The 26,105-nt window shown below is 35.1% G+C and carries 24 protein-coding genes and 1 tRNA gene; 22 read left to right on the plus strand and 3 right to left on the minus strand.

Annotated features, from left to right (window positions below):
* Nucleotides 1-186: 186 nt before the first annotated feature.
* The 14 genes from LS70_RS03990 (at nucleotide 187) to LS70_RS04055 (ending at nucleotide 12,868) form a co-directional block, all read left to right on the plus strand.
* Nucleotides 187-660, plus strand: a complete 474-nt coding sequence (locus LS70_RS03990; RefSeq protein WP_034287795.1) for an RNA pyrophosphohydrolase — start codon at nucleotides 187-189, stop codon at nucleotides 658-660.
* Nucleotides 660-1,865 (plus strand): aspartate kinase, encoded by a 1,206-nt coding sequence (locus LS70_RS03995; RefSeq protein WP_034287792.1) that lies wholly within the window; start codon nucleotides 660-662, stop codon nucleotides 1,863-1,865. The genes LS70_RS03990 and LS70_RS03995 overlap by 1 nt, the downstream gene beginning before the upstream one ends.
* Nucleotides 1,865-2,413, plus strand: coding sequence for a HobA family DNA replication regulator (locus LS70_RS04000; protein WP_034287789.1), 549 nt, complete (start codon nucleotides 1,865-1,867; stop codon nucleotides 2,411-2,413). The genes LS70_RS03995 and LS70_RS04000 overlap by 1 nt, the downstream gene beginning before the upstream one ends.
* 16 nt (nucleotides 2,414-2,429) lie before the next feature.
* Nucleotides 2,430-3,071, plus strand: coding sequence for a DNA polymerase III subunit delta' (locus tag LS70_RS04005; protein WP_034287786.1), 642 nt, complete (start codon nucleotides 2,430-2,432; stop codon nucleotides 3,069-3,071).
* Nucleotides 3,072-3,073: 2 nt separating this feature from the next.
* Nucleotides 3,074-4,222: a dihydropteroate synthase gene (gene folP, locus LS70_RS04010; protein WP_034287783.1), complete on the plus strand. Its 1,149-nt coding sequence runs from the start codon at nucleotides 3,074-3,076 to the stop codon at nucleotides 4,220-4,222.
* Between the two features lie 10 nt (nucleotides 4,223-4,232).
* Nucleotides 4,233-5,216, plus strand: coding sequence for a hypothetical protein (locus LS70_RS04015; protein ID WP_201273959.1), 984 nt, complete (start codon nucleotides 4,233-4,235; stop codon nucleotides 5,214-5,216).
* A 5-nt stretch (nucleotides 5,217-5,221) separates the two neighbouring features.
* Entirely contained in the window at nucleotides 5,222-5,905 is a 684-nt protein-coding gene (gene ung / locus LS70_RS04020; protein WP_034287780.1) for a uracil-DNA glycosylase, read from the plus strand.
* A 164-nt stretch (nucleotides 5,906-6,069) separates the two neighbouring features.
* Nucleotides 6,070-8,856, plus strand: a complete 2,787-nt coding sequence (gene napA / locus LS70_RS04025) for a nitrate reductase catalytic subunit NapA (protein WP_034287777.1) — start codon at nucleotides 6,070-6,072, stop codon at nucleotides 8,854-8,856.
* Between the two features lies 1 nt (nucleotide 8,857).
* On the plus strand, nucleotides 8,858-9,631 hold the full coding sequence (gene napG, locus LS70_RS04030; RefSeq protein ID WP_034287773.1) for a ferredoxin-type protein NapG: 774 nt from the start codon (nucleotides 8,858-8,860) through the stop codon (nucleotides 9,629-9,631).
* The gene (gene napH, locus LS70_RS04035; RefSeq protein WP_034287770.1) at nucleotides 9,631-10,434 is read left to right on the plus strand and encodes a quinol dehydrogenase ferredoxin subunit NapH; all 804 of its coding nucleotides are present in this window, start codon (nucleotides 9,631-9,633) and stop codon (nucleotides 10,432-10,434) included. Before napG ends, napH begins: the two co-directional genes overlap by 1 nt.
* Nucleotides 10,434-10,958, plus strand: a complete 525-nt coding sequence (locus tag LS70_RS04040; RefSeq protein WP_034287767.1) for a nitrate reductase cytochrome c-type subunit — start codon at nucleotides 10,434-10,436, stop codon at nucleotides 10,956-10,958. Before napH ends, LS70_RS04040 begins: the two co-directional genes overlap by 1 nt.
* The gene (locus tag LS70_RS04045; protein ID WP_052083316.1) at nucleotides 10,959-11,504 is read left to right on the plus strand and encodes a 4Fe-4S binding protein; all 546 of its coding nucleotides are present in this window, start codon (nucleotides 10,959-10,961) and stop codon (nucleotides 11,502-11,504) included.
* The gene (locus LS70_RS04050; protein ID WP_052083315.1) at nucleotides 11,501-12,478 is read left to right on the plus strand and encodes a hypothetical protein; all 978 of its coding nucleotides are present in this window, start codon (nucleotides 11,501-11,503) and stop codon (nucleotides 12,476-12,478) included. Before LS70_RS04045 ends, LS70_RS04050 begins: the two co-directional genes overlap by 4 nt.
* Nucleotides 12,479-12,868, plus strand: coding sequence for a chaperone NapD (locus LS70_RS04055; protein ID WP_034287764.1), 390 nt, complete (start codon nucleotides 12,479-12,481; stop codon nucleotides 12,866-12,868).
* Here LS70_RS04055 and LS70_RS04060 read toward each other — a convergent pair.
* From LS70_RS04060 to LS70_RS04070, 3 genes are read right to left on the minus strand one after another with little or no spacing between them, the layout of a single operon-like run.
* Nucleotides 12,854-14,197 carry a UDP-N-acetylmuramoyl-L-alanyl-D-glutamate--2,6-diaminopimelate ligase gene (locus LS70_RS04060; protein ID WP_034287761.1) on the minus strand — a complete coding sequence of 448 codons (1,344 nt, stop codon included), beginning with the start codon at nucleotides 14,195-14,197 and terminating at the stop codon, nucleotides 12,854-12,856. The genes LS70_RS04055 and LS70_RS04060 overlap by 15 nt on opposite strands.
* Nucleotides 14,198-14,206: 9 nt before the next feature.
* Complete coding sequence (locus tag LS70_RS04065) at nucleotides 14,207-14,842, minus strand: hypothetical protein (RefSeq protein ID WP_034287758.1); 636 nt, start codon at nucleotides 14,840-14,842, stop codon at nucleotides 14,207-14,209.
* 17 nt (nucleotides 14,843-14,859) lie between these two features.
* Nucleotides 14,860-15,105 carry a NifU family protein gene (locus LS70_RS04070; protein ID WP_034287755.1) on the minus strand — a complete coding sequence of 82 codons (246 nt, stop codon included), beginning with the start codon at nucleotides 15,103-15,105 and terminating at the stop codon, nucleotides 14,860-14,862.
* Nucleotides 15,106-15,294: 189 nt separating this feature from the next.
* Here LS70_RS04070 and LS70_RS04075 point away from each other — a divergent pair, with 189 nt between their 5' ends.
* From LS70_RS04075 to LS70_RS04110, 8 genes are all read left to right on the plus strand, one after another.
* Entirely contained in the window at nucleotides 15,295-16,026 is a 732-nt protein-coding gene (locus LS70_RS04075; RefSeq protein ID WP_034287751.1) for a fumarate reductase cytochrome b subunit, read from the plus strand.
* A 14-nt stretch (nucleotides 16,027-16,040) separates the two neighbouring features.
* Nucleotides 16,041-18,014, plus strand: coding sequence for a fumarate reductase flavoprotein subunit (locus LS70_RS04080; protein ID WP_034287748.1), 1,974 nt, complete (start codon nucleotides 16,041-16,043; stop codon nucleotides 18,012-18,014).
* The gene (locus tag LS70_RS04085) at nucleotides 18,011-18,757 is read left to right on the plus strand and encodes a fumarate reductase iron-sulfur subunit (protein ID WP_138109343.1); all 747 of its coding nucleotides are present in this window, start codon (nucleotides 18,011-18,013) and stop codon (nucleotides 18,755-18,757) included. Before LS70_RS04080 ends, LS70_RS04085 begins: the two co-directional genes overlap by 4 nt.
* A gap of 69 nt (nucleotides 18,758-18,826) precedes the next feature.
* Nucleotides 18,827-18,914, plus strand: a tRNA-Ser gene (locus LS70_RS04090).
* 190 nt (nucleotides 18,915-19,104) lie between these two features.
* Nucleotides 19,105-20,901, plus strand: coding sequence for a Na/Pi cotransporter family protein (locus LS70_RS04095; protein ID WP_138109344.1), 1,797 nt, complete (start codon nucleotides 19,105-19,107; stop codon nucleotides 20,899-20,901).
* Nucleotides 20,902-21,075: 174 nt separating this feature from the next.
* Nucleotides 21,076-22,038: a CNNM domain-containing protein gene (locus LS70_RS04100; RefSeq protein WP_052083311.1), complete on the plus strand. Its 963-nt coding sequence runs from the start codon at nucleotides 21,076-21,078 to the stop codon at nucleotides 22,036-22,038.
* A gap of 8 nt (nucleotides 22,039-22,046) precedes the next feature.
* Nucleotides 22,047-23,102 (plus strand): CNNM domain-containing protein, encoded by a 1,056-nt coding sequence (locus LS70_RS04105; RefSeq protein WP_138109345.1) that lies wholly within the window; start codon nucleotides 22,047-22,049, stop codon nucleotides 23,100-23,102.
* 258 nt (nucleotides 23,103-23,360) lie between these two features.
* On the plus strand, nucleotides 23,361-26,105 hold the full coding sequence (locus LS70_RS04110) for a site-specific DNA-methyltransferase (RefSeq protein WP_138109359.1): 2,745 nt from the start codon (nucleotides 23,361-23,363) through the stop codon (nucleotides 26,103-26,105).

The following is a 26,105-nucleotide window of genomic DNA, read 5'->3' on the forward strand; positions in this document are numbered from 1 at the left end:
TAGATTGTTTCTAAATGGTATTTGACAACAAAAAGTGTTAAAAGAAAGTGTAAAATAAGCAAAAAATGGTTTAGGATTTCCTTTTTCTTTTATCCTCAAAACCCTAAAAATAGGGAACTTAACAAAAATGAATTTAAAAACTTTTAAATTATCATTACCAAAATATTTTGTGTAAGGAGTGGCAAAATGAAAAAAGAGACAAAAACATATCGCCCAAATGTCGCAGCCATTATCCTTTCTTCTAAATATCCTCTAGTTTGTGAGTTATTTATCGCAAGTCGGACAGATATTAAAAATGCTTGGCAGTTTCCACAAGGCGGGATTGATAAATCAGAATCTCCAAAAGAAGCTTTATTTCGTGAGCTTAAAGAAGAAATAGGAACAGACAAGATTGATATTGTCGCAGAATACCCAGAATGGATTAGTTATGATTTTCCAAGTCAAGTAGTAAAGAAAATGTATCCTTATGATGGGCAAATTCAAAAATATTTTCTTGTGCGTTTGCAAGAGCAAAGTGAGATTAATATTCATACAAAAGAGCCAGAGTTTGATGCATATAAATTTGTTCAAATGGAGGATTTGTTTAACCATGTAACCTATTTTAAGCGTCCTGTGTATAGGCAAGTTTTAGAATATTTTAGAAGAAAGGGCTATTTATAATGTTGATTGTTCAAAAATACGGAGGAACAAGTGTTGGGGATTGTGAGAGAATCCAAAATGTCGCACAACGTGTGATTGAAGCAAAAAAAGATGGGAATAGTGTTGTTGTTGTAGTTTCTGCAATGAGTGGTGAGACAGATAAATTGTTGGGTTATACAAAGTTTTTTTCAAGACTTCCAAACATGCGTGAAGTGGATATGGTGCTAAGTGCAGGAGAACGTGTTACAAGTGCGCTTTTGGCAATTGCATTAGAAGAGTTAGGCTATAAGGCGATTTCCCTAAGTGGAAGAGGTGCAGGAATGGTTACGGATTCTTCTCATACAAAAGCTAGAATAGAATCCATTGATACAGTGCGTTTAAATGATTTGCTAGCAAAGGATTATATTGTTGTTGTTGCAGGATTTCAAGGAGTTAGTCGCAATGGAGATGTAACAACTCTTGGACGCGGTGGGAGTGATTTGTCTGCGGTTGCATTAGCAGGAGCGTTGCAAGCAGATTTATGTGAGATTTATACAGATGTTGATGGGGTTTATACGACAGACCCTAGAATCGAACCAAAGGCAAAAAAGATTGACAAAATTAGTTATGATGAGATGCTAGAACTTGCTTCAATGGGTGCAAAAGTGCTTCTTAATCGTTCGGTAGAAATGGCAAAAAAACTCAATGTTAATTTGGTAACAAGAAATAGTTTTAATCATAATGAGGGGACATTAATTACAAAGGAAGAAGAAATTATGGAACATCCAATTGTCAGCGGAATCGCATTAGATAAAAATCAAGCAAGAGTGAGCATTTGCAATGTAGAAGATAGACCCGGAATCGCAGCAGAGATTTTTGGAGCATTAAGCGAAGCAAATATTAATGTAGATATGATTGTGCAAACAATCGGCAGAGACGGAAAAACAGATGTGGATTTTACGATTCCAGAAGTAGAGCTAGAGAATACAAAACGTGTTTTGAAAGCATTTGAAGGCAATGTAGAGAGTATTGATTATGATTCTGATATTGCCAAAGTTTCTATTGTGGGTGTTGGTATGAAATCTCACAGCGGAGTGGCTGCAAAGGCGTTTCAAGCACTTGCAGAAGACAATATCAATATTATGATGATTAGCACAAGTGAGATTAAAATCTCTATGATTATTGGATTGAAATATTCAGAGTTAGCAATCCGCACGCTTCATAGTGTGTATGCTCTTGATAAATAATGCAAGATTTATCAAGTTGGGTTTTGCAGACTTTGCGGCGTGATGCAAGCCACCCAACATGGCTTGAAGAGCGTAAGTTTGAGTGGATTCCTCTTTTAAATAATGCGCTGCAAAGAATCTTTAATGGAGAAAGTGTGATTTTAATCACAGATAATGATAGGGAGTGGTTTATGCACTATGTGGTGCAATCTGTTAATCGTTATGGTAATCGTCCATATATTCCTATTGTGGGGATTAACGCTTTGTTTCCCCAGATTGATAAAGTTTTACATAAAGATGAAGTAGAGATTGCGCTTGTTAATGATTATTTTAATAGTATTTTTGCACAGAAGTATTTTTTTTGGTATGTAGGACGAAATGATGCGCCGCGAGCTAAACTCGCATTAAGCAATGAAGATGGATTTTTGTGGATATTTGATACAAGCTTTCAAAATAGCTTTACTTTGCAATCTGTAGATCCTTTGGTAGATATTAAATTAATGCAAATGTATAGAATCTTTAATTTAGCCCTAGAAGCTGTGATGTTTGGTAATATTAGATTACGCTAAAGAGTGTGTGAATTAAATGAATGCAATAAAAATTGGACATATTGAGCTTGTAAATAATCCCATTGAAACGGCAAACACTTATTTTGCGGCGCAAAACCCACAAAATACACGTTTATTTTGTGCTGATGAATTAGATATTGATACGGCACGTGCAATTATTGATGAAAGTTATATTGCAAGCGAAGGGGAGAAATTTATTTTAATTGCGGCATTTAGTTTTAATGTGTATGCCCAAAATGCACTTTTGAAAGTATTAGAAGAACCGCCTAATGGTATTATTTTTGTTATTTACGCTAAAATGAAGTCTTTATTATTGCCTACGATTCGTTCTCGCTTGCCAATTATTAATCATTTAAAACAGCAGAAACTACCGCATTTTCCTTTGTTGTTAAAAATGCTAAATTTAGAAAGTGTTTATCAGCTTTTAAAAGAGAGAGAAAAGGAATTTAATAATCCGCTTTTAAAAACTGAAATCCAAAGTTTATATTTAGATGCAGTTAAATACGGCTTAGACTTTTCTGCCCAAGAAACAGAACTTTTTGAAAAGGCGATGCTTTGGGAGACGCAGTATGAAAACACAAGAAATATTTTTGTGGTTTTGTTGCTACTTGTTTTGCGCAAGAAAAAACAACAAATTTGTGCAACTCTTAAGGGGTAAAAATGGCATTTGTGCAGTATTTGGAAGATTCTAAACTTGCTTTGGAAGCTTTAAATTGTGATAGTGTAGGTTATGAAATCTTGCGTAACAAGGATAGAGTTTTTAATTTTTTAATCAAAGATTTAAAAGTTCCAGCAGCACAGATTTTAAAACAAGAAGCATTAGCAATTGGAGCAGATTTTGCCTTACCTAGAGATGCGATTTTGTATGTGAGAGAATTTTATGATGGAATCTTAATGCTAACGCGTGCGCAAAGCAAAGCCTTGCTTAAAAAATTAAAAATGCAACCTTTTGGATTAAAAAAGGTTGCGCAAGATTTGGAATCGCATTTGCAATTTCAATGTATTACTCCAAAAATTATGGGAATTATAAATATTACTCCTGATAGTTTTTATGCAAATTCTCGTAAAAGTTGTAAAGAAGCAGAATCTTCCCTTATAGCTATGATAGAAGAAGGCGTGGATATTATAGATATTGGTGCAGCAAGCACGCGTCCGGGGAGTGCGTGGGTAAGTGAAGAAGAAGAGCATTTGCGATTAAAAGAGATTTTAGAATTTATAAAGTGTGAAAAGCTTAATGAAAGAGTGATTTTAAGTATTGATACCTATACTCCTAGTGTTGCGCGCAAATGTTTAGATTATGGTTTTGGGATTATTAATGATATTACAGGTTTTAGTAATGCAAAGATGTTAGAGGCAGTGAAGGGCTATGATTGCACATGTGTGGTTATGCATATGCAAGGAAATCCAAAAGAAATGCAAAATTATCCAAATTATAGGGATTTATTTTTAGAAATTGATAGATTTTTTGCACAACGTATTGCAGAGTTAAACATGCAAAATATCTCAAAAATTATTTTAGATGTAGGCATTGGATTTGGCAAGACTTTAGAACATAATTGTGCATTAATCCAACATTTAGGGCATTTTTTGCATTTTGGTTATCCTCTTTTAGTGGGAGCAAGTCGCAAAAGTATGATTGATAGAATTACGCCTTGTGATGTTAAAGAGCGTTTGCCCGGAACTTTAGCAATCCATTTGGAATCCTTAAATCACGGAGCAAGCATTATCCGCTGTCATGATGTGGCTGAACATTTGCAAGCATTAAAAGTGTGGCAAGCAATCCAAAATGTAAGCTTACAAACGTTGTAGGGGGGAATTTGTGATAAGTCGTAGTGAAATGATTGTGCAGTTGATACAATATGGGCATCCTAAAGATACACTAGAACAAATGCAAACTTCAGATTTAGAAAGTTTATTTAAACAAAATAGCAAGACGAGAATTTCAGAGTATTTGGAATCTTTAAAACAAAATGAACCTGTAGAAATTGCAGCAGAAGATAATGCGAATTTTATTGACCGTGAGATGCAGAATATTTATTATGCAATTTCTGGAGAAGAAATAAATTTTCAAAGATTATATGAAGCAATTGAAAAAATCTTTGATCAATATGATTTAAATGAGACTATTGAGCTTGTGCTTTCACAATCTAGTGATAAACGTTATCGACAAATGACACAAATTACGGAGATTGCTTATCGTGCATATCAAGAAGCATTGCTAGCAGAGATTGAGCGTTTGTGTGAATTTTATCCACCACAAGAACGCTTTGAGCAGATGAAATTTTATAGTAGCAAGCGCGGAGATGTTGTATTTTTACGCAAGAGCATTCAAACAATGCGTTTTCAAAGTAATCAAGAGAGCTTTAGCAGAATCGCGCAACAAAAATTTTCGATTATCCATGATTATTATCCAGAAATGATGTATGAAAGTTACGAAGAATATTATGAAAATGATGAAGAAAAAGATGAAATCATAAATCGCATTATGGCTTTAACAGGGGCTTATAAACGCGTGCAATTAAAAACTAAAAAATTTCAAGTTTTAAAGCATATGGAGAGTGTTTTACTCAAAGATAAAGAGAGAGAAAAAGAAGAAAAAGCATTAATTAAGCAATATGTTAAAAGGGTTGGTGAAGCAATTGCGCAAGAAGATGAGCTAATGTTTGGAGAGATTATTAAAGAAGCATTAAAGGTGCTAGACGAACGTGATGTTCAATATATTGTAGAGCATTTTGATATTTCAAGCAGTCCCTTAATTTTGCAACGTTTTAATATTATTATGCGTGATAATCGTCCAAAGTAGGCTAAATGATTAAGTTAGAATCTATTAAGATTGAAGAGAGTTGGAAAAAAGCTTTGGAGAGAGAATTTCTCTCCCCTTATTTTTTGGAGATTAAAAAACATTATGTCGCAGCAAAATCCAAAGGAATCATCATCTATCCCCCAGCAAATTTAACCTTTAATGCGTTTAATCTTACCCCTTTTGATAAGGTAAAGGTTGTGCTTTTGGGACAAGACCCTTATCATAATCCCAAAGAAGCAATGGGACTTTCTTTTTCTGTGCCACAAGGTGTTAGAATCCCGCCATCTTTGCGCAATATTTATAAAGAATTAGAAACAGATTTAGGGATTCCACAAAGCAGGAGTGGAGATTTAACCCCTTGGGCGAAAGAGGGTGTATTGCTTTTAAATAGTATTTTAAGTGTGGAAGCACATAAGCCAGCTTCGCATCAGCATTTTGGCTGGCAGCAATTTACTGATGCGGTGATTGCGACTCTTAGTCAGCGATGTAGCGGAATTGTATTCTTACTTTGGGGAAATTATGCAAAATCAAAAAAGCCTTTGATTGATACAAGCAAGCATTTTATTTTAGAAGCAGCGCACCCTTCTCCATTAGCACGCAGTGGTTTTATGGGTTGTCGGCATTTTTCTAAAACAAATGCGATTCTGCAAAGTTTAAATAAAATTCCTATTAATTGGAATCTTAATTAGTTTCTTTAAAAATAATTTTTTATTTATTCTAAAAATTCCCCAAAACTCCCTTTACAACGAAGTATAAAAAGTTATATATTGACTTAAATCAATCCTTAAAATCATCAAAATCGTTATAATTCTTTCGCATTAAAAATGCTAAAATCAAGCTTAAGGAGGCTTTTGTGGCATACAATAGACGCGAATTTTTAAAAACAGCTGCAGCAGCAAGTGCAGCAAGTGCAGTTGGAATCGCATTGCCTAGCAATGCACAAGCAGCAGCAAAAGAGGCAGAAGGTGGCTGGAAATGGGATAAGTCGGTTTGTAGATTCTGTGGGACAGGCTGTGGAATCATGGTTGCAACTAAAGATGAACAAATTGTTGCGATTAAAGGAGACCCAGCGGCTCCTGTAAATCGTGGGTTAAACTGCATTAAAGGATATTTTAATGCAAAAATTATGTATGGTGCAGACCGCTTAACGCAACCACTTTTACGCGTTAATGCTGCAGGAGAATTTGACAAAAAAGGGCGATTCCAACCTGTAAGTTGGCAAAAAGCTTTTGATGTAATGGAAGCACAATTTAAAAAAGCATACAATGAGCTTGGACCAACAGGAATCGGAGTTTTTGGCTCAGGGCAATACACAGTGCAAGAGGGTTATGCAGCAGTTAAGCTAATTAAAGGTGGCTTTAGAAGTAATAATATTGACCCAAATGCTAGACATTGTATGGCAAGTGCGGTGGTTGGCTTTATGGAGACTTTTGGTATTGATGAGCCTGCAGGTTGTTATGATGATATTGAGCTAACTGATACGATTGTAACTTGGGGTGCTAATATGGCAGAAATGCACCCGATTCTTTGGGCAAGGGTTACAGATAGAAAACTAACAAATCCGAATAAAGTTAAGGTAATTAATCTCACACCTTATTCTAATAGAACTTCAGATTTGGCAGATATTGAAATTATCTTTGCTCCGCATACGGATTTGGCAATTTGGAATTATATTGCAAGAGAAATTGTTTATAACAATCCAAAAGCAATTGATTGGAATTTTGTTAAGAAAAATTGTATTTTCACAACAGGATTTGCAGATATTGGGTATGGTATGCGCACAGATATTAAGCATGCAAAATACGCAGCAGCAGAGTTAGATACAGCGGCAAAAGAAAAATCAAAAGTCATTAGTGAGGCAGAGGGTGTAACGCTTGCTTATCTTGGTATGAAAGCGGGTGATGTTATGGAAAATAAACATAACGCACAAGCAGGCAATCATTGGGAAATTTCTTTTGAAGATTTCAAAAAGGCTTTAGAGCCTTATACGCTTGATTTTGTAGCAAATCTAGCAAAGGGAGATTCTAATGAAAGTATAGAATCCTTTAAAGAAAAATTACAACAACTTGCAAATTATTATATTGAAAAGAATCGCAAGATTGTAAGCTTTTGGACAATGGGAATGAACCAACACACAAGAGGAACTTGGGTGAATGAGCAAAGTTATATGGTGCATATGCTACTTGGAAAACAAGCAAAACCCGGAAGTGGAGCATTTTCTCTAACAGGACAACCAAGTGCTTGCGGAACAGCGCGTGAAGTTGGGACATTTTCACATAGATTACCTGCTGATATGGTAGTAGGAAATAAAAAACACAGAGAAATTACAGAGAAAATCTGGAAGCTTCCTAATGGAACACTTAATCCACAAGTTGGTGCGCATTTTATGCAAATTATGCGGAATCTTGAAGATGGGAAAATCAAATGGGCGTGGGTGCATGTTAATAATCCTTGGCAAAATACTGCAAATGCAAACCACTGGATTAAAGCAGCTAGAGAAATGGATAATTTCATCGTTGTTTCAGACGCATATCCCGGAATTAGCGCAAAAGTAGCGGATTTGATTTTGCCAGTTGCGATGATTTATGAAAAATGGGGTGCTTATGGAAATGCAGAGCGCAGAACACAGCATTGGAAACAACAAGTGCTTCCACAAGGTGAGGCGATGAGCGATACTTGGCAAATGATGGAATTTTCTAAACGCTTTAAACTTAAAGAAGTTTGGGGAGAGAAAAAGATTAATGACAAATTAACACTTCCAAGTGTGCTTGAAGAAGCTAAGGCAATGGGATATAACGAGGATTCTACATTGTATGAAGTTTTATATGCTAATACAGAAGCAAAAGGCTTTAAGGTAGAAGATGCAACTTTAAAAGATACGTTAAATTCTGAGGTTTTTGGTGATAAGCGCAAAGTTGTTGGCAGTGATGGCGAAGTCTTTGAGGGTTATGGATTCTTTGTGCAAAAATACCTTTGGGAAGAATATCGTAAGTTTGGTGTAGGACATGGACACGATTTAGCAGACTTTGATACTTATCATAAGGTAAGAGGGTTAAGATGGCCTGTTGTAGATGGCAAAGAAACACAATGGCGATTTAATGCAAAATATGATTATTATGCAAGAAAAGCAAACAATGGAGATTTTGCATTTTATGGAGCAGCTGGAAAAGAATTACCTAGAGGGGATTTACAAGCTCCAAAAACACAAGAAAAATTCTCTCTTAAAAACAAAGCAAAAATTTTCTTCCGTCCTTTTATGGATCCACCAGAAATGCCAAGCAAAGAATATCCATTCTGGTTAAGCACTGGACGCGTGCTAGAACATTGGCATAGTGGAACAATGACAATGCGTGTGCCTGAACTTTATCGTGCAGTACCTGAAGCACTTTGTTATATGAATCCTGAAGATGGTAAAAAACTAGGTGTGCAACAAAATGATGCAGTTTGGGTAGAATCAAGAAGAGGTAAAGTCAAAGCGCGTGTAGATATGCGTGGGCGTAATAGACCACCGCTTGGGCTTGTTTATGTGCCTTGGTTTGATGAAAAAGTTTATATTAATAAAGTTTGTTTAGACGCGACTTGTCCGATTTCTAAACAAACAGACTTTAAAAAATGTGCGGTAAAAATCTATAAGGCATAAAATGCAACAAAATACGAATCGGCGTCAATTTTTACTAAGTAGCGCACAAGCAATTGCACTTGCAGGGGTTGGTGGCTTAGTTTGGGGGGCGTTTTTGCAAGAAAGCAAAGCAAATCCTCTAATTTTAAGACCACCTGGAGCTGTGAGCGAAAAGGAATTCATCAAAACTTGCATTAAATGTGGTTTGTGTGTGGAAGCTTGCCCTTTTGACACTCTAAAACTTGCAGATGCTGGAAGTGGGAAGCCCATAGGCACACCTTATTTTGAGCCACGCAAGATTCCGTGTGAAATGTGTTTGGATATTCCTTGTGTGCCTGTTTGTCCAACAGATGCATTAGATTCTAAATTAGTTGCTGATGAAAAAGGGCTTGCGATTAATCTAGCGAAAATGGGAGTTGCGATTGTGGATAAAGATAATTGCGTGGCTTATTGGGGAATCCAATGCGACGCTTGTTATCGTGCTTGTCCGCTTTTGGGTGAAGCGATTAAGTTAGAATTAAAGCGCAATGAACGCACTGGCAAACACTCTTATCTTTTGCCAATCGTTGATAGCGAAGTTTGCACTGGCTGTGGCAAATGCGAAAAAGCATGCGTTACAGAAAAAGCTGCAATTATCGTGTTACCACGAGAAGTTGCTCTTGGCAAGGTCGGGACAAACTACATCAAAGGTTGGGAAGCAGAAGATGAGAAGCGATTGCAAGAAGTCAAAGGCGGAATCCCTAAAAAAGATTCCAATTCCAAAGTGCAAGATTATCTAAATAGCGGAGATTTGTAATGAAAAAATACCGATATTTATTTATGCGCAGAATCGTGCAAATTGGGCTATTGGTTTTGTATGTTTTAGGAAACTATACAGGCTTCAAGATTTTAGAGGGCAATCTTAGTGCTTCGCGCCTTTTTGGTGCGATTCCACTAAGCGACCCCTATGCAATGGTGCAGTTGTTTTGCGCAGGGACAATTATTATAGCAGACGCATTGCTTGGAGCTTTGATTATTGTATTGCTTTATGGTTTGTTTTTGGGTAGAGCGTATTGTTCTTTTGTTTGCCCGATTAATCTTGTAACAGACTTTGCTGCATTTTTGCGTCGCATTTTTGGTTTAGATGCACTTGGGAATTTAGTTTCTTTTAAAAATTCTTTGCGCTATTACATTTTAGCTTTAAGCTTGCTGCTATCTTTTGTTTTTGGAATAGCAGCGTTTGAGGCAATTAGCCCGATTTCTATGTTGCATCGTGGAATCATTTTTGGTGCTGGAGTTGGATTATTATCTGTTTTTGGAGTGTTTTTGCTCGATTTGTTTGTAGCAAAGCACGCCTTTTGCGGACATATCTGTCCTTTGGGTGCATTTTATTCGCTCATTAGTCGTTTTGCAATTCTTAAGGTCAAGTATGATTTGGAAGCTTGCACGCATTGTATGGAGTGCAAAAAGATTTGCCCCCAAAAGCAAGTTTTAAGAATCATTGGCAAAGAAAGCGGTTTGATAAAAAGTGGTGAATGCACGCGTTGTGGGCGTTGTATTGAAGTTTGTGGAGATAATGCGTTGCAATTTAGTTTATTAGAATTTGTAAAGGAGAAATAATGAATATCAAAAAGATTGCACTAGCAAGTCTAGCGACGGCTGGGCTTATTTTTCTAGGGTGTAAAGCGGGTCAAAGTTATGGTGAAAATGAAATTGGTTTGCGTAAAAGCACATTGTTTAGCGAGGAAGTCAAAGTTACAAAGTATGATTATAATGGCAAAGTTGCAGGAGAATCTGAACTGATTGAAAGGGCGTTTGAAAATGCTCCTCCTATGATTTCACATAGCGTTGAGGATATGTTGCCAATTACAAAAGAAAATAATTCTTGTACTTCTTGCCATTTGCCAGAAATGGCAGAAGCAGTAGGTGCAATCTCAATGCCAAAATCCCATTTTTATGATTTTCGTAAAAAGAAAGATTTAAAAGGGCAAATGGACGAAAATCGCTTTAATTGTGTGATTTGCCATACTACACAAGTTAATGCTGCTCCTTTAGTGGAGAATAAATTTGCTCCAGATTTCAGAAAAGAAAATGGTAATGCAAAATCAAATCTCTTAGATGTTGTTAATGAGGGCGTGAATTAAGTGCTTCGTAGGGAGTTTTTAACTGCTTTTAACTGCAAGAAAAAAGAGGGCTTTTTGCCCTTAGCCCCTTATAGTCAAGATTATTCTCTTTTTTATGAAAATTGTGTGCAATGTGTGGAAAAATCTTTAAAAGCACCTTGTGTGTTAGCCTGTGATGAGGTTTATAACAAAGAGAATAGTGGAATCTTGTATTTTAATGAAAATTGTGTTGTGGTGGATTTTTCTACAAAAGGGTGTTTGTTGTGTGGAGAATGTGCTAAATCTTGCCCTAATGATGTTTTGGATAAAAATCTAGCAGAGGAGAGAAATCCTAATTGGAATTTTTCTGTAAAAATTTCTGAAACTTCTTGCTTAGCACACCAAAAGATTTTGTGTAATACTTGTAAAGATGTGTGTTATAGTGTTTTGGGAAAAGAAAATGCAATTAAGTTTGTGAGGCTTTTTTATCCAGAGATTAAAGAATCTTGTATTAGCTGTGGAGAATGTGTAAGTAAATGTCCTACGCAAGCGATTTTGTTGTTTGAAAAAGAAAGGAAAGAATTGTGAGAATTTTGGGATTGATTTTAGCATTGCTATGTGTCTTAAATGCACAAGATATTGCAGGTATCAAAGAATATGCGCCGATTAAAAATATAACTTTAGAATCTAATATTGTAACAATGCAAAAGGTGAAAGATATTGTGCTGATTGGAAATGATTTTGGAGAAGTTTTAGAGCTTAATAAAGATGGTGTAAAGAATCTTTTAAAACTGCCAAATATCAAGAGTTTTTATTCAGATTCTTATGCGCCAAAAGTATATAGCCTTGATGTAATAGGAGAGAAAATTTTAATTTTAAGCGAAGGGGATTATGGTGGGAAAGATTTATATATTTTTGAAAATGGAAAATTGGATTCTTTGGATGCTTTAGAATCTCCGGGTATTAAAAAAATAGCTTTTGTTGATGAAAATAGGATTTTTCTAGGGCTTGCTAGCAATGAAATTCTTTTATATGACCTTAGAAAAGAAGCCATAGAGTATAAAAAACAATTATCAGAAGCTTCTTTTTCTGATTTTGCATTAGATTTAAAATTAAAGCGTTACGCACTAGCTTGTGAGTCTGGAATCGTGTATTATGGGGATATTGAAAATGGTAATGTTATTGCGACATTAGAAGGAGCAAATAAAGATAATGTGTATCAGATAAAAATGGTGCATTTTGATGATAGAGTGCGTTTTATCACTGCTGGGCAAGATAGAAAAGTGGGGGTTTATCTGCTGGATTTAAAAAGTAATAAAAGTGAGTTTTATACGATTAATGCAGAATTTTTGGTGTATAGTGTAGGAATGAGCGAAGATGAAAAAATTGGGGCGTATATGCAAGATGAAGAAAGTAATATTAGGATTTTTGATATACAATCGCGTGATTCTTTGGGAATCTTAAAAGGGCATACAAGCTTATTGAATAATATTATTTTTTTGGATTCTACGCAAATTATAAGTAGTGAAGATGGAAAAAATATTTTAATTTGGGAGAAGTAAATGGAAAATACACAAGAAGACTATAATGTTTCTAGTCTAGTTGTGCTTTGTGCGCCTGAAAATATTGAAAATCTTTGGAAAAAGATTGACGCGATAGAAAATGCACAATGCCATTATCAAGATGCAAGTGGCAAAATTATTGTAACTTTGGAATCGCAAAATATTGATGAAGAAATCAAACTTTTAAAGAAAATTGAAAGCCTTGATGGAGTGATTTCTGCGCAGATGATTTATGCGTATCATAGTAAAGAGCTACAAGATTTACAAAACGATATTCAAAAGCAAGATAGTGTGCCTAGTGTTTTAAAAGATGAGCAATCTAGCGCGCAAGAAATTTCCTATGGTGGAGATGCGCAAAATCTTTTAGACCAAGTGCTAAAGGATTCTTAGCTTAAGTGCTTTTTGTGCTTCTTCCACATCATCAAAATGTATTGTGGAATCCCCGATAATTTGGTATGTTTCATCACCTTTACCTAGAATTAGCAAAACTTCATTGTCTTTTAGGTTTTTGATTGCTATTTTTATGGCTTCTGCTCGGCTTTCTTCTAAAAGGATTGTGCGTTTTTCTCTTAAATGCTGTGGGATTCCAGCTAAAATTTCTTGTAAAATTGTATTTGGAATCTCGCTGCGTGGATTATCACTTGTGATATAAAGTTTTTGTGCATATTTTGCAGCGCATAGCCCCATTTTTGGACGTTTTGTTTTGTCTCTATCTCCACCAGCTCCAAAAACAACAGCAATTTCTCTATGGGGAAAAGATTGAAAAATTTTCTCCATACCATCTTCAGTGTGTGCAAAATCTACGATGATTAAGGGCTTTTGTGAAATGATTTGCATTCTCCCTAAAACTCCCCCAAAATTTTCTAATTTTTCACAAATCTTTTGCAAGGATACATTTTCTAAGAGTTTGGCTGCCCCAATTGCTGCTAAGGCATTATAAAGATTATGTTTGCCAAAAAGTGTGCATTCTAAATTTGCTATTTCTTGACCATAGGCAATTTGTGCAGTGATTCCATCGCGTAAGCTATAAGCTTTAACTTGTAAAGTTGATGGCGATTCTATCCCATATGTAATAGTTTTTTGTAGCGCGTAGCTTGCATTTGGCTCATCTTTATTAATAAGCTTTAAATCTAATGGATTAGCAAAAAAGGAATTTTTTGTTGCAATATAATTTTCTAGGGTTTTGTGATAATCTAAATGATCACTTGTAATATTTGTTAGAATCCTAAGTGCAAAATCTAATCCTTCAATACGTTCCTGCACAATCGCATGGGAGCTAACTTCCATAACAAAATAATCGCAATTTTCTTTTCTTGCTTCAGAAATTGCGCTATAAATTTCTAATAAACTAGGCGTTGTAAGCCCTTTAGGTCGCTTTTGGATTCCATTGATAAAAAATCCTCTTGTGCCTAAAAGTGCGACTTTATGCCCTAAGTCTAATAAAATAGAATAGAGCATTGCCGCAGTTGTTGTTTTTCCATTTGTGCCTGTTATCCCAACAATTTTCAGATTTAAATCTAGTAATTCCTTTAAGTTTTGGGGTTTGATAAATTGTGTAAAGCCATTTTCTTTTGCGGATTCCACATAGTGTTCATTACTTTTTGTGATTAAAAAGGCGCAATTTTTTGCATTGGAATCTTGAGTTAGATTTTCCCTAGAGTCATCGCTAATAAAATGGATAAAAGAGTTTTGAGAAGTGGAATCTAAAGCAATTTTCATAACGCTTCCTTAAGAATTTTGCAAGATTTTTTGATAAAGCTTTGCAAAATCCTTATCAAAATACACAATATTGCCAATATTTTCAAAATAATTAATTGCAACATCTTTAAAGCCATATTTAACAAGATTTTGCATAAAAAATAAAAATTCGTTTTTGTTAGTAAAAATAATTTTTGTGCTAAACATTAAATCTGTAAATGCTTCTTTAAAACCAATTTCTTTTTCTAAAATTTCAAAATCTTTGTATAAGATTCCATCATTTTTATCTATCTCAATATTTTCTAAATGTGCAATTGCTAGGTTCAGAGCGTAAATATTTTGGTCAAAATTATCAATCATACTTAAAATGATTTCTTCTGGACTTTCTTTAGAATTTTTTTGATTTTTTTTGTAAATCACTTGATAATATTCAAAGAGAGCACGTGCTTCTTCTTCGTGTTCTAGTGCCATATCTGTTAAAGCGCAAAGTGTTTTTAACTCTAAAAATTCTTTAGAGTCTTCAGAATTTTGAGAATCTTTAGAAGCATTAGAATGCTCTTCGCTTAGCACATGCGCATAAGATAAAAGTTTTAGAGATTGTGCGTATTCTCGTTTTATAAAGGCTTGCTTTGCTTTGGTTAAAATCTTTGAATAGTGTGTGTGCAAATTTTTCCTTAAAAGTATTAAGATACGTTAATTAATTCAATATCTGGATGAATATCATCTTTTAATGTGCGCTCAATCCCAAATTTTAGTGTTTGTGTGCTACTTGGGCAACCTTTACAGGCTCCTTCTAAACGCACATAGACTTTACCGTTTTCAATTTTGATGAGCGTAACATTTCCTCCATCTTTAATGAGCATTGGTCGGACTTTGTCTATGCTTGCTTCTACGGGTTTTAATAATTCTGTATCGCTAAATGGGAACATAATATTTCCTTGAATTTTTTGGATTTAATTGTTTAATTTTAGTGAGATATTACTAATCTTTGCTTAAGTTGATATAAAAAGTAACCTAAAAAACTTTAATATAATTTTATCTAAAATTGTTTATAATTGCGAGTTTTTAGGTTTTACGTGGCGTGCGGAAGCACTGATTATCTGCTTTAGGAGGAATTTATGCAAAATGATGAAGTAGTAATTGAGAGTTATTTAAAAGTAACTTCAGAACGCAAAAAGAGAAGAAATCCTGCGCGTTGGGATTTGTGGCAAAGTATTACCGGTGTTGTTTTGGCGATATTTATTATATTCCATATGTGTTTTACATCTTCTATTTTACTTGGGACAGATGCGTTTGATGCAGTGGTTGGATTTAGCGAAGGCTCATTTATTTTTGGGGGACACGGGATTCCATTACTAACAACATTAGTTGTTGTTATTATTAGTGTGTTTTTTGTTACGCACGCATTTTTAGCAATGCGCAAATTTCCTGCAAATTTCCAACAATTAATGTTGTTTAAAACACATAAGTCGTTAATGAAGCATTGCGATACAACGCTTTGGTGGCTACAATTTTTAACAGGTTTTGCATTGTTTTTCTTAGGCGGAGCACACCTTGTTACGATTTTGGTAAATTCAACACAGATTAATGCTCTAACTTCTGCTGCTCGCTTTGTAGATGGTAATTTAGCAGAGTTTTATTTAATCTTATTGGTTGTAATGGTATTGCATGCTAGCATTGGTTTGTATCGTGTAATTATTAAATGGATTCCATTAGAGGCTCCGACAACTGCAGAGAGCAATGTTAAGCGCAGAAATGTAAAAATCGCTGTATTTACAGTTTTTATTGTTTTAGGCGTAATTGCGTTTATTGCAGACTTTACTTGGATTGCTTTGGGCAAAAGTCTATAAAAGGAGAGTTTTAGATGAAAATAGTATATTGCGATGCGTTGGTAATCGGTGGAGGTTTAGCAGGATTGCGTTCAGCAGTAGCCTGTAAAGAGAAGGGATTAAATACGATTGTTTTAAGTTTGATTCCTGTAAAGCGTAGCCACTCTGCTGCAGCTCAAGGTGGAATGCAAGCAAGTCTTGGTAACTCAAAAATGAGTGATGGAGATAATGAAGATTTGCATTTTATGGATACTGTTAAAGGAAGCGACTGGGGATGTGATCAAAAGGTTGCAAGAATGTTTGTAACAACAGCTCCAAAGGCAATTAGACAGCTTGCCGCTTGGGGGGTGCCTTGGACAAGGATTAAAAAAGGTGATAGAACAGCAGTTATTAATGCACAAAAAACAACAATCACTGAAGAAGAGTTTAGACATGGATTAATCCATTCTCGTGATTTTGGTGGGACAAAAAAATGGAGAACTTGTTATACAGCTGATGCGACAGGACATTCTATGCTTTTTGCAGTAGCAAATGAAGCATTAAAGCATGGAGTAGATATTCATGATAGAAAAGAAGCTGTTGCACTAATCCATAAAGATAGTAGATGCTATGGTGCGGTTGTGCGTGATTTAATTACAGGCGAGTTAATCGGTTATGTTGCAAAAGGAACTTTGATTGCAACAGGTGGTTATGGTAGAATCTATAAAGATACAACAAATGCTGTAATTTGTGAAGGAACAGGAACGGCATTGGCACTTGAAACAGGAATTGCAAAGCTAGGCAATATGGAAGCAGTGCAATTCCACCCAACAGGACTTTTTCCAAGTGGAATCCTATTAACTGAAGGTTGTCGTGGTGATGGCGGTGTATTGCGTGATGTTGATGGTTATCGCTTTATGCCAGATTATGAGCCAGAGAAAAAAGAGCTTGCAAGTCGTGATGTTGTTGCGCGTAGAATGCTTCAAAGAATCCGCGAAGGCAAAGGTGTAAGCTCTCCTTATGGTGAGCATTTATGGCTTGATATTTCAATCTTAGGGCGCAAACATATTGAAACAAACTTAAGAGATGTGCAAGAGATTTGCGAGTGTTTTGCGGGAATTGACCCAGCTGAAAAATGGGCACCTGTTAAGCCAATGCAACACTATTGTATGGGTGGGATTCGCACAAATGCAAAAGGAGAAACAGCACTAAAAGGATTGTTTTCTGCAGGTGAAGCAGCATGTTGGGATTTACATGGTTTTAACCGCTTAGGTGGAAACTCTGTAAGTGAAGCAGTGGTTAGCGGTATGATTATTGGAGATTATTTTGCACAAAATTGTATGGGAACCTATGCAGATATTGAAACAAAACTTGTAGAAGATTTCATCAATAGAGAGCAAAAATATCTTGAAAGTATTATTGAGAATACAGGCACAGAAAATGTATTTGAAATCAAAGATAGCATGAAGCAAATTATGGGTGATAAAGTAGGAATCTTTAGAGATGGCGAGCATTTAACTGCTGCTGTAAATGAGCTAGAGCAACTTTATATTCGCAGTAAGAATATTGGCATCAAAACAAAACGTCTTTCAGCAAATCCAGAATTAGAAGAAGCTTATCGTGTGCCAAAAATGTTAAAAATTGCTCTTTGTGTTGCAAAAGGTGCGCTAGATAGAACAGAATCTCGAGGGGCGCATAGTAGGGAAGATTATCCAAAACGTGATGATGTTAATTGGCTAAAACGAACATTAGCAAGTTGGGAAGATCCAAATCAAACAATGCCAACTATTACTTATGAGCCAATTGATATTTCTACAATGGAAATTGCTCCGGGATTCCGTGGATATGGAGCTAAAGGAATGATTATTGAAAATCCAGAGAGCTTAAAGCGTCAAGAGCAAATTGATAAAATCCGTGCAGATATGGAAGCACAAGGTAAAGATCGTTATGCGATTCAAGAAGCATTAATGCCATTTGAATTGCAATCATATTATAAAGCACGCAATGAAAGAATAGGAGATAAACAATGAGTGGAGCAGTGCAAAGTAGCAACAGAGAGCTAACAATTAGAGTTTTGAAGTTTGATCCAAATAGTGCGGTTTCAAAACCACATTTTGTAGAATATAAACTCAAAGAAGCACATTCTATGACAATTTTCATTGTGCTAAATATGATTAAAGAGCAATATGACCCAGATTTGAGTTTTGACTTTGTATGTCGTGCAGGGATTTGTGGAAGTTGTGGAATGATGATTAATGGGCGTCCAAGACTTGCTTGTAGGACATTAACAAAAGATTTTCCAGATGGTGTAATTACATTAATGCCATTGCCTGCATTTAAGCTTATTAAAGACTTATCTGTAGATACTGGAAATTGGTTTAATGGAATGAGTAAGCGTGTGGAGAGTTGGATTCATGCACAAGAGAAGAGCGAAGAACATATGTGCCAGATTGAAGAGCGCGTAGAACCTGAAGTGGCAGCAGAAGTTTTTGAGCTTGATCGTTGTATTGAGTGTGGATGTTGTATCGCTTCTTGTGGAACAAAGCTTATGCGTGAAGATTTTGTGGGTGCAGCAGGACTTAACCGCGTAATGCGATTTATGCTCGATCCACATGATGAAAGAAGCGATGCAGATTATTATGAGTTAGTAGGCGATGATAATGGCGTGTTTGGTTGTATGAGTTTGCTAGCATGCCATGATGTATGTCCAAAAAATCTACCATTACAAAGCAAAATCGCATATTTACGCCGCAAAATGGCAACAGTAAAATAACATTCTTAGAATCCCATTTTTGGGATTCAGAATGAAATTTGAAATCTTTAAAATATAAATCGCTTTTTTAGAGAGGTGTCCGAGTGGTTGAAGGAGCACGCCTGGAACGCGTGTAAGGTGCAAGCCTTCGAGGGTTCGAATCCCTTCCTCTCTGCCAGATGTTAAAAACTATTTTTGATTCTTTATGCGATTTTAATTTTGTATATTTTAATAAGTGTAACTCTCTTTTATTTTTTGCAACAATAGAGCTTTATTTCCCATTCTTTTAATTTAAGCTTATATTCATTTAATAATAATTGTCGTAAAATGATTTTTTATTTTTCTAAAAAAATTTAACAAGGAAAAGAATGCGCAACATCATATTATTTCTTGTTTTTGGTGTTTTAGGGTTTTTGTTTTATGAATCAAGCTCTTTTTTGGGAGCTTGCTCTGGAATCGCCATTTTTCTTTTTGGTGTAATGTGTCTAAAAAATGGCTTTAGCAACTTTAGCACTTTTATTGAGCGTGTGCTGAAGAAGTGGGCAAACACCGCGACAAAAAGTTTAGTTTTTGGTGCAATTTCTACAATGATTATGCAAAGCAGCGGGCTTGTTTCTGTGCTTGCAATCTCATTTCTATCTGCAGGATTTATCACTTTAGGACAAGGGATTGGTATTATCTTTGGAGCAAATGTTGGCACTACCATTGTTGCGTGGGTTATTGCAATTGCTGGAGTGAAATTTGATATTTCTTCTATCACAATGCCTTTGCTTATCTTTGGTGTGATTTTGAATTTTCAAAGCTCCAAAACCACAAAAGCTTTTGGGTCAATTCTTTGTGGAATCGGATTCTTCTTTTTAGGGATTTCTTTTGTAAAAAGTGGATTTAATGAACTAAAAGATATTGTAGATATTGCACAATACGGACAAATGAGCGGAATCTTAGGTGTTTCTACATTTGTGCTTGTTGGAATCTTGCTTACCGTGATTATGCAAAGCTCTAATGCAAGCTTGCTTGTTGCAATTACAATTTTGGCTGCTGGACAAATGAGCTATGAAAACGCGCTTGGCTTTGCAATTGGTTCAAATATAGGTAGCACGGTTATGGCAATCATTGGTTCTATTGGGACAAGCATTGCAGGCAAGCGGCTTGCCGCAGCGCATTTGCTTTTTAATAGTGTAACGGCACTTATTGCGGTTATTTTCTTGCATCAAATGATTTATGTTGTGCGACTTTTTTGTGAAGCTGTTGGAATCGCAAGTGATGATTATATCTTGCAGCTTACTGCATTCCACACGCTTTTTAATCTTGTCGGCATTACACTTATGATGCCCTTTATAGAAAAAATGGTTTGGTTTCTTGAAAAAGTCATTGTGGATAAAAAGGCTAAAGAATACGAACCAATCTATCTTAATCACGCTATTGTAGGGTATCCTGATACTGCAATTGAAGCTTTGAAAAATGAAATGGAGCATTTATATGATAACTGCTTTATGGTTCTTACCTATGCAATTGGCTTTACGCGCAAAGAGATTCATTCTGACACGCCTTTTAGGGAAATTATTGCACGCAAAAAACTATATAGAAGAGATGTAGATTTTGATAATTTTTATAAGAAAAATATCAAATATTTGTTTGATAAAATTTTTGACTTTGCTACCATTGCGCAAACACACACGAATGACAAGGAGCAAGTAAATGAGATTGCGCATATCAAAAATGCAGCACGTAAAGCAGTAGAATCTATCCACCAACTCAAAATGCTTTATCACAATTTCAAAGAAGCAGCACAAACTCAAAATGAAGCTCTAAGAGACCTTTATAATGAAATGCGGATTGATTTGGCTGAACTTTTGCGCAGTATTGAGAATCTCGAAAAAAGCTCTGATGAGAATATTCAAATCATTTTATCTAGCATTCGCAAAGGCTCTATACTCCTAGACCAAATTGATGATAATGCTATTAACAAAATAGAAAAATTGATTTTGGATAATAAAATTACAGCGACAAATGTTTCAACGATTCTTAATGATATTGACACCGCTAATAAAGTCAGCAAAGACTTGCTTTCAATGACGCAACATCTCTATGCGGCATATTATGCTCCAGCTCCTATTAGTGATTCTTTAGTAAGTCCTAAAATAACAGATTCCAAATTGCAATAACAAATTGGAATCTTGATTTTATAAGCGGAAGATTATTTGTGTGCATTTAAGCTTTCTGTTTGCAAGTCTAAGAGTAATTAAGAATCACGATAACTTGATAATTTGTCCTGCTTTTTGGTAATATTTAAAAATAAAATCATCTTAGAATGAGGTTTGGGGATTTATGGAGATGCGATGTTTTCTCTAGTTGGTTATTTTTTATTAGCAATTGTTATTTCTTTTGTTTGTTCAGTATTAGAAGCGGCGTTACTTTCTGTTACGCCTTCATTTATGGAGAGTTATGCGAAATCTCACCCTAAAAGTGGCAAGATTTTAAAATATCTTAAGGGCAATATTGATAACGCAGTGGGTGCGATTTTGGTTGTTAATACCTTTGCAAACACGGTGGGTGCAGCGGGTGTGGGTGCGCAAGCAGTAGAGATTTTTGGGCAGAAGTGGCAGGGTTTTGTTGCCTTGTTTATGACTTTGTGCATTTTGTATATCTCCGAGATTCTGCCTAAAACTATCGGCGCGACTTATTGGAAAAAAATCGTATTGCCTATGTCTTATGGCGTTTTTGTGCTTTATTGTTTTACTTTCCCTTTTGTTTATATCTCACGCATTATTACGCATTTGTTTAAGAAAAAAGACACTAACCAAATGAGCCGAGATGAGGTTTTAGCGATTATGGACCTTGGGGAGAAGAGCGGTTCTATTAATGAGCTAGAGGGTGATATTTTAGAACATTTGATTTTGCAAAAAATGCTTAAAACTAGAGATATTATGACACCAAAGGATAAGATTTTTGCGCTTGATGAGAATACAAGCATTGAAGAATCTTTAGGAATTTCTAATATGCATAAATATTCTCGGATTCCTTTGTTTGCAGGAAGTATAGATAATATTAATGCGGTTGTGTTTAAAAAGAAGATTTTACGCACTAGCCTTGAAAAAAGAAACACAGAGAGCTTAAAAAGTATCGCAAAAAACATTATAAAAGTGGAATCCCAAATGGGTGTGTTAGACTTATTAGAGAAATTTATTTCACACAAAGAGCATTTGTTTTTGGTTGTCGATGAGGGACAAAATGTCGTAGGTATTGTGGCGTTAGAAGATGCAATTAATGCCGCTCTTGGTGTGGGCAATTTGCAACGTTAGGAGAGAATATGATTCTTTTAGTTATTTATTGTTTGATTGCGATTGTTTTTACTTTTTTGTGTTCTATTATGGAATCCGTATTTTTGTCTATCACTCCTTCTTTTGTCGCAAGTTTTGAGAAGCAGAATCCTAAAGTTGGCGGTCGTTTGAAATACCTTAAAGATCATGTTGATGACGCAGAGGGCGCAATTTTGGTTTTAAACACTTTTGCAACCACTGCGGCAGCCACAGGAGTTGGAATCCAAGTTGCAAGCATTTATGGGATTTCCTATCAAGCATTAGGTGCGACAATTCTTACAATTGTATTGATTTATTTTTCGGAGATTCTGCCTAAAACTATCGGCGCGACTTATTGGAAAAACTTAGCTCCTTATGTAACGCAAAGTATCCATTATCTTTTAAAAATCGTCTTCCCATTTGTTTTGATTGCCAAACTCATTACGCGTTTTGTCAAGACAAGCTCTAGTCTATTTATTGGGCGTGATGAGATTCTTGCTGCAAGCCAAATCGGGCATCAAAGTGGTTCTATTTCTATGCGTGAGGAATACATTATTGAGAATCTACTGAAACTGAAAAACTACCAAGCTATTGATATTCTTACGCCGCGTAGCGTGGTTGTGTCGTTGTGTTATAGTGATACGATACAAAAAGCCCTAAGTGTTAAAGGAGTGCATAAATATTCTCGGATTCCTGTTTATGGCGAAAATGAAGATTTTGTGATTGGAATCGTGCATACACAAGATATTTTAGAAGCTGGGTTAAAAGAAAATGCGGACAAGCAAACCATTGGGGATTTAATGCGACCGGTTTATGTCGTGTCTTTTAATCTTTCTGTGCTGAATTTGTTGAATCTTTTTATTGCGCAAAAAGAGCAATTATTTGTCGTGCAAGATAGATATGGACAATTTTATGGAGTAGTAACGCGCGAAGATGCGATTGAAACTTTGCTTGGCAAAGAGATTGTTGATGAGTTTGACGAGGCGGCAGATATGCAAAAAGTCGCAAAAGAAAATATCAAAAAACACCGCTTGAAATATCAAGATAAAATCAAAAGCATTAATTAAAAGCATTTAATGCCTAAAGATTGTGGAAAAATGTAGAATCTCTTTTTGAGTTTATCTTTTATGGTTCTGTTGTAAAGTTATTGAGTGTGTTTGACTATGAGTTGAGACGAAAATTTAGGTATAAAATATATAAGTTCTCTTTTGTTATAATTTACCCTTATTTTAAGTGATTTAGGAAAGAAAAAGTGATTTTTGAAAAACAAGATTATTAAGCATTAAACAAACAATATAATGACAATAATTATACAAAGGCTAGATATGAACTACAAACAAGCATTTTATTCAAAGCTAGAAGATTGCTATATGGGTGTGAAAATCAAGGATTTTCACAAAAATAATATCGCCAAAAGTGGCTTTAGTAATCTACTTCATATTAAAGAAAAGTATTTTCAACATATCAAGGCTTATTTAGATTCGCAAGTAGAAAAAGAACCACTTTCGCATGATATTTATAATAAACTCTACACTTTCTTTGATAGCTATCTCAATGAAAGTGGCACGCCATTTTTTAGCGATACACCCATTTATAAAAATATCTATGCCAAAGTTTATAGTAATTCCAAAGATACAAGTCTTTTTTATAAAACCCAAAATCTTTATTATGTCAAATCCGATACGCTTTACCAAAGCCTACTTTTAAGTGATGAAAAGCAAAACTATGAAGTCTATTTTGACGCAAGTGAATACCGCCAAAATGCTGATAACAATAAAAATAAAGTGTTATTTAAATTCCAATCTATCAGCCAAGAAGACCAAACCCCTAGAATCATCATTAAAGTGCTAAGCCAAAAGGATTTATTCCCAGAGCTTAATAATGTTTTTAAGCAAAATTCAAATGAATTTAGCGAGGAATTTTTAAAAGATTTAAGACAAAATGCAATCCTTAAAGATTTTAAAATTAAAATCAATGAAGAGGAATTGAAAAAAATCTTTAAAAGCTACAAAAAACAAAGTGAAATTGACTTTTTTATCCACAAAAATGCCAAAGCTTTTTTGCAAGAGCAATTTGATTTATGGATGTTTGGCTATCTCTACAAGGATAGCGAGATTCAAGAATGGAATCCGCATATCATTGCCCATTTGCAAAAGATTAAAAATATCGCCTATGAGATTATCAAGCTCATTGCAGATTTTGAAAATGAGTTAAAAGCAATATGGCTGAAGCCTAAGTTTGCTAAAAAAGTAGAATATGTTTTTAGCGTCGATATGATTTTAAATCAAATTGCGCGTAGCGCAAACCTTAAAGGCGTTGTCGGGGTGGGGGGAGAGTTTGAGAGGGGGGAGGGAGCGACTTCGCAATTCAAGCCCCTCTCCTCTCTCATAAAAGAATTTTTGGAATTAATTTTAAACGATAAAGGTTTTGAATCCCAAGTCAAAGAATGGCGTGAGCTAAATTTGATTGATGAAAATTTTGATAAGCAAGATTTCTTAGATTTTTGTTGTTCTAAATCTTTAGCTGGAGAATCTAAAAACAACAAATATTACTTTTTGCCTATTGATACAAAGCATTTTAGCCAAACAACCAAATATAAGATTCTAAATAGTTTTGACAATTTAGAATCTATCCTTAATGGTGAGCTAATCAAAGCAGATAACTTTCAAGCCCTCAATACCCTAATGCCAAAATATAGCGGTAAGGTGGATTTAATCTATATTGACCCGCCTTATAACACAGGCAATGATGGCTTTATTTATGCGGATACTTTTAATCACGCCTCGTGGCTAAGTATGATAAACAATCGCCTTGAATGTGCAAAGGAGTTACTAAATCAAAAAGGAAGTATTTTTATAAGCATTGATGATAAAGAACAAGCAAGACTTAAATTGCTTTGTGATGAGATGTTTGGGGAGGAGAATTTTGTAGCAAATTTTGTGTGGGAAAAGAAAGGAGGAAGACAAAATGATGCCCAATGGTATAGTGTTAATCATGAATATGTTGTAAATTATGCAAAAATAAAAGAGAGCTTTAAGCCAAATTTATTACAACGCACAGAAGATATGTTAGAGTCTTATAAAAACCCAGATAATGACCCTCGCGGTGTTTGGACTTCAATAACTTTACAGGCAAAAAGTGGTAATGAGAGTATGCGTTATAAAATTGTTTTCCCAAATGGAATTGAATGGGAAGCACCAATGGGCTCGTATCCAAGATTTTCAAAAGATAAAATGTTAGAGCTTTATGAAGATAATAGAATTTGGTTTGGAGAGAACAAAAAAAATACTCCAAGATTAAAAAAGTTTTTATTGGAAGTTAAAGAAGGTGTTGTTCATAATACTTTATTAACACAACAGGAAGTAGGGAATACACAACAAGGCAAACAAGATATTAAAGATAATTTTGAAAATATAAGTTTTGACACTCCAAAGCCCGAAAAACTTTTGCAAAGAATCTTAGAAATTGCAAGCAATAAGCAGGATTCTATAATCTTAGACTTTTTTGCAGGTAGTGGCACAACTTGTGCAGTTGCACAAAAATTAGGGCGTAAATGGCTGGGCGTAGAAATGGGAGAGCATTTTTATAATGTGATAATCCCACGCCTTAAAAAAGTCATTGCAGGATTTGTAAGTGGAATCTTTAAAGAATGTGATTATAAAGGTGGAGGAGCTTTTAGATATTATGAGCTAGAATCCTATGAAGAAGCTTTGACAAATTGCGAGTATGTGCTACAACCTTTAATTTTTAATACACAAGAAAATAAAAGCAATTACAAAGGCAAAGATTATGCCAAAGCAGGAAAAATTATAGATTACAACAAATCCCGCAAACTTATTGATAAGCTAAATAAAGGTGAAACAATTTGTCTTGATATGACTGCAGAATCTCGCAAAGATTTTGATATTTTTCACACATTAGCTAACCTTATGGGTTGGAAAATCAAGCGATTATTTGTAGATTCTAAAGATATAGAATCTTGTGAATTTGACAATGGCGAAATCATTGCCAAAGACTGCCTAGACTTAGCCAAATACCCCAAACTTAAAAATCTCATCTGGTGGGAGTAA

Source organism: Helicobacter sp. MIT 11-5569 (assembly GCF_000765695.2).
Classification (GTDB): Bacteria; Campylobacterota; Campylobacteria; order Campylobacterales; family Helicobacteraceae; genus Helicobacter_D.

Coding starts and splice junctions, on each gene's coding strand:
- LS70_RS04110 (WP_138109359.1), top strand. CDS start 23,361: ATGAACTACAAACAAGCATTTTATTCAAAGCTAGAAGATTGCTATATG.
- LS70_RS04095 (WP_138109344.1), top strand. CDS start 19,105: ATGCGCAACATCATATTATTTCTTGTTTTTGGTGTTTTAGGGTTTTTG.
- LS70_RS04055 (WP_034287764.1), top strand. CDS start 12,479: ATGGAAAATACACAAGAAGACTATAATGTTTCTAGTCTAGTTGTGCTT.
- LS70_RS04060 (WP_034287761.1), bottom strand. CDS start 14,197: ATGAAAATTGCTTTAGATTCCACTTCTCAAAACTCTTTTATCCATTTT.
- LS70_RS04070 (WP_034287755.1), bottom strand. CDS start 15,105: ATGTTCCCATTTAGCGATACAGAATTATTAAAACCCGTAGAAGCAAGC.
- LS70_RS04000 (WP_034287789.1), top strand. CDS start 1,865: ATGCAAGATTTATCAAGTTGGGTTTTGCAGACTTTGCGGCGTGATGCA.
- ung (WP_034287780.1), top strand. CDS start 5,222: ATGATTAAGTTAGAATCTATTAAGATTGAAGAGAGTTGGAAAAAAGCT.
- LS70_RS04085 (WP_138109343.1), top strand. CDS start 18,011: ATGAGTGGAGCAGTGCAAAGTAGCAACAGAGAGCTAACAATTAGAGTT.
- napG (WP_034287773.1), top strand. CDS start 8,858: ATGCAACAAAATACGAATCGGCGTCAATTTTTACTAAGTAGCGCACAA.
- LS70_RS04080 (WP_034287748.1), top strand. CDS start 16,041: ATGAAAATAGTATATTGCGATGCGTTGGTAATCGGTGGAGGTTTAGCA.
- LS70_RS04075 (WP_034287751.1), top strand. CDS start 15,295: ATGCAAAATGATGAAGTAGTAATTGAGAGTTATTTAAAAGTAACTTCA.
- LS70_RS04040 (WP_034287767.1), top strand. CDS start 10,434: ATGAATATCAAAAAGATTGCACTAGCAAGTCTAGCGACGGCTGGGCTT.
- LS70_RS04005 (WP_034287786.1), top strand. CDS start 2,430: ATGAATGCAATAAAAATTGGACATATTGAGCTTGTAAATAATCCCATT.
- LS70_RS04100 (WP_052083311.1), top strand. CDS start 21,076: ATGTTTTCTCTAGTTGGTTATTTTTTATTAGCAATTGTTATTTCTTTT.
- folP (WP_034287783.1), top strand. CDS start 3,074: ATGGCATTTGTGCAGTATTTGGAAGATTCTAAACTTGCTTTGGAAGCT.
- LS70_RS04105 (WP_138109345.1), top strand. CDS start 22,047: ATGATTCTTTTAGTTATTTATTGTTTGATTGCGATTGTTTTTACTTTT.
- napH (WP_034287770.1), top strand. CDS start 9,631: ATGAAAAAATACCGATATTTATTTATGCGCAGAATCGTGCAAATTGGG.
- LS70_RS03990 (WP_034287795.1), top strand. CDS start 187: ATGAAAAAAGAGACAAAAACATATCGCCCAAATGTCGCAGCCATTATC.
- LS70_RS03995 (WP_034287792.1), top strand. CDS start 660: ATGTTGATTGTTCAAAAATACGGAGGAACAAGTGTTGGGGATTGTGAG.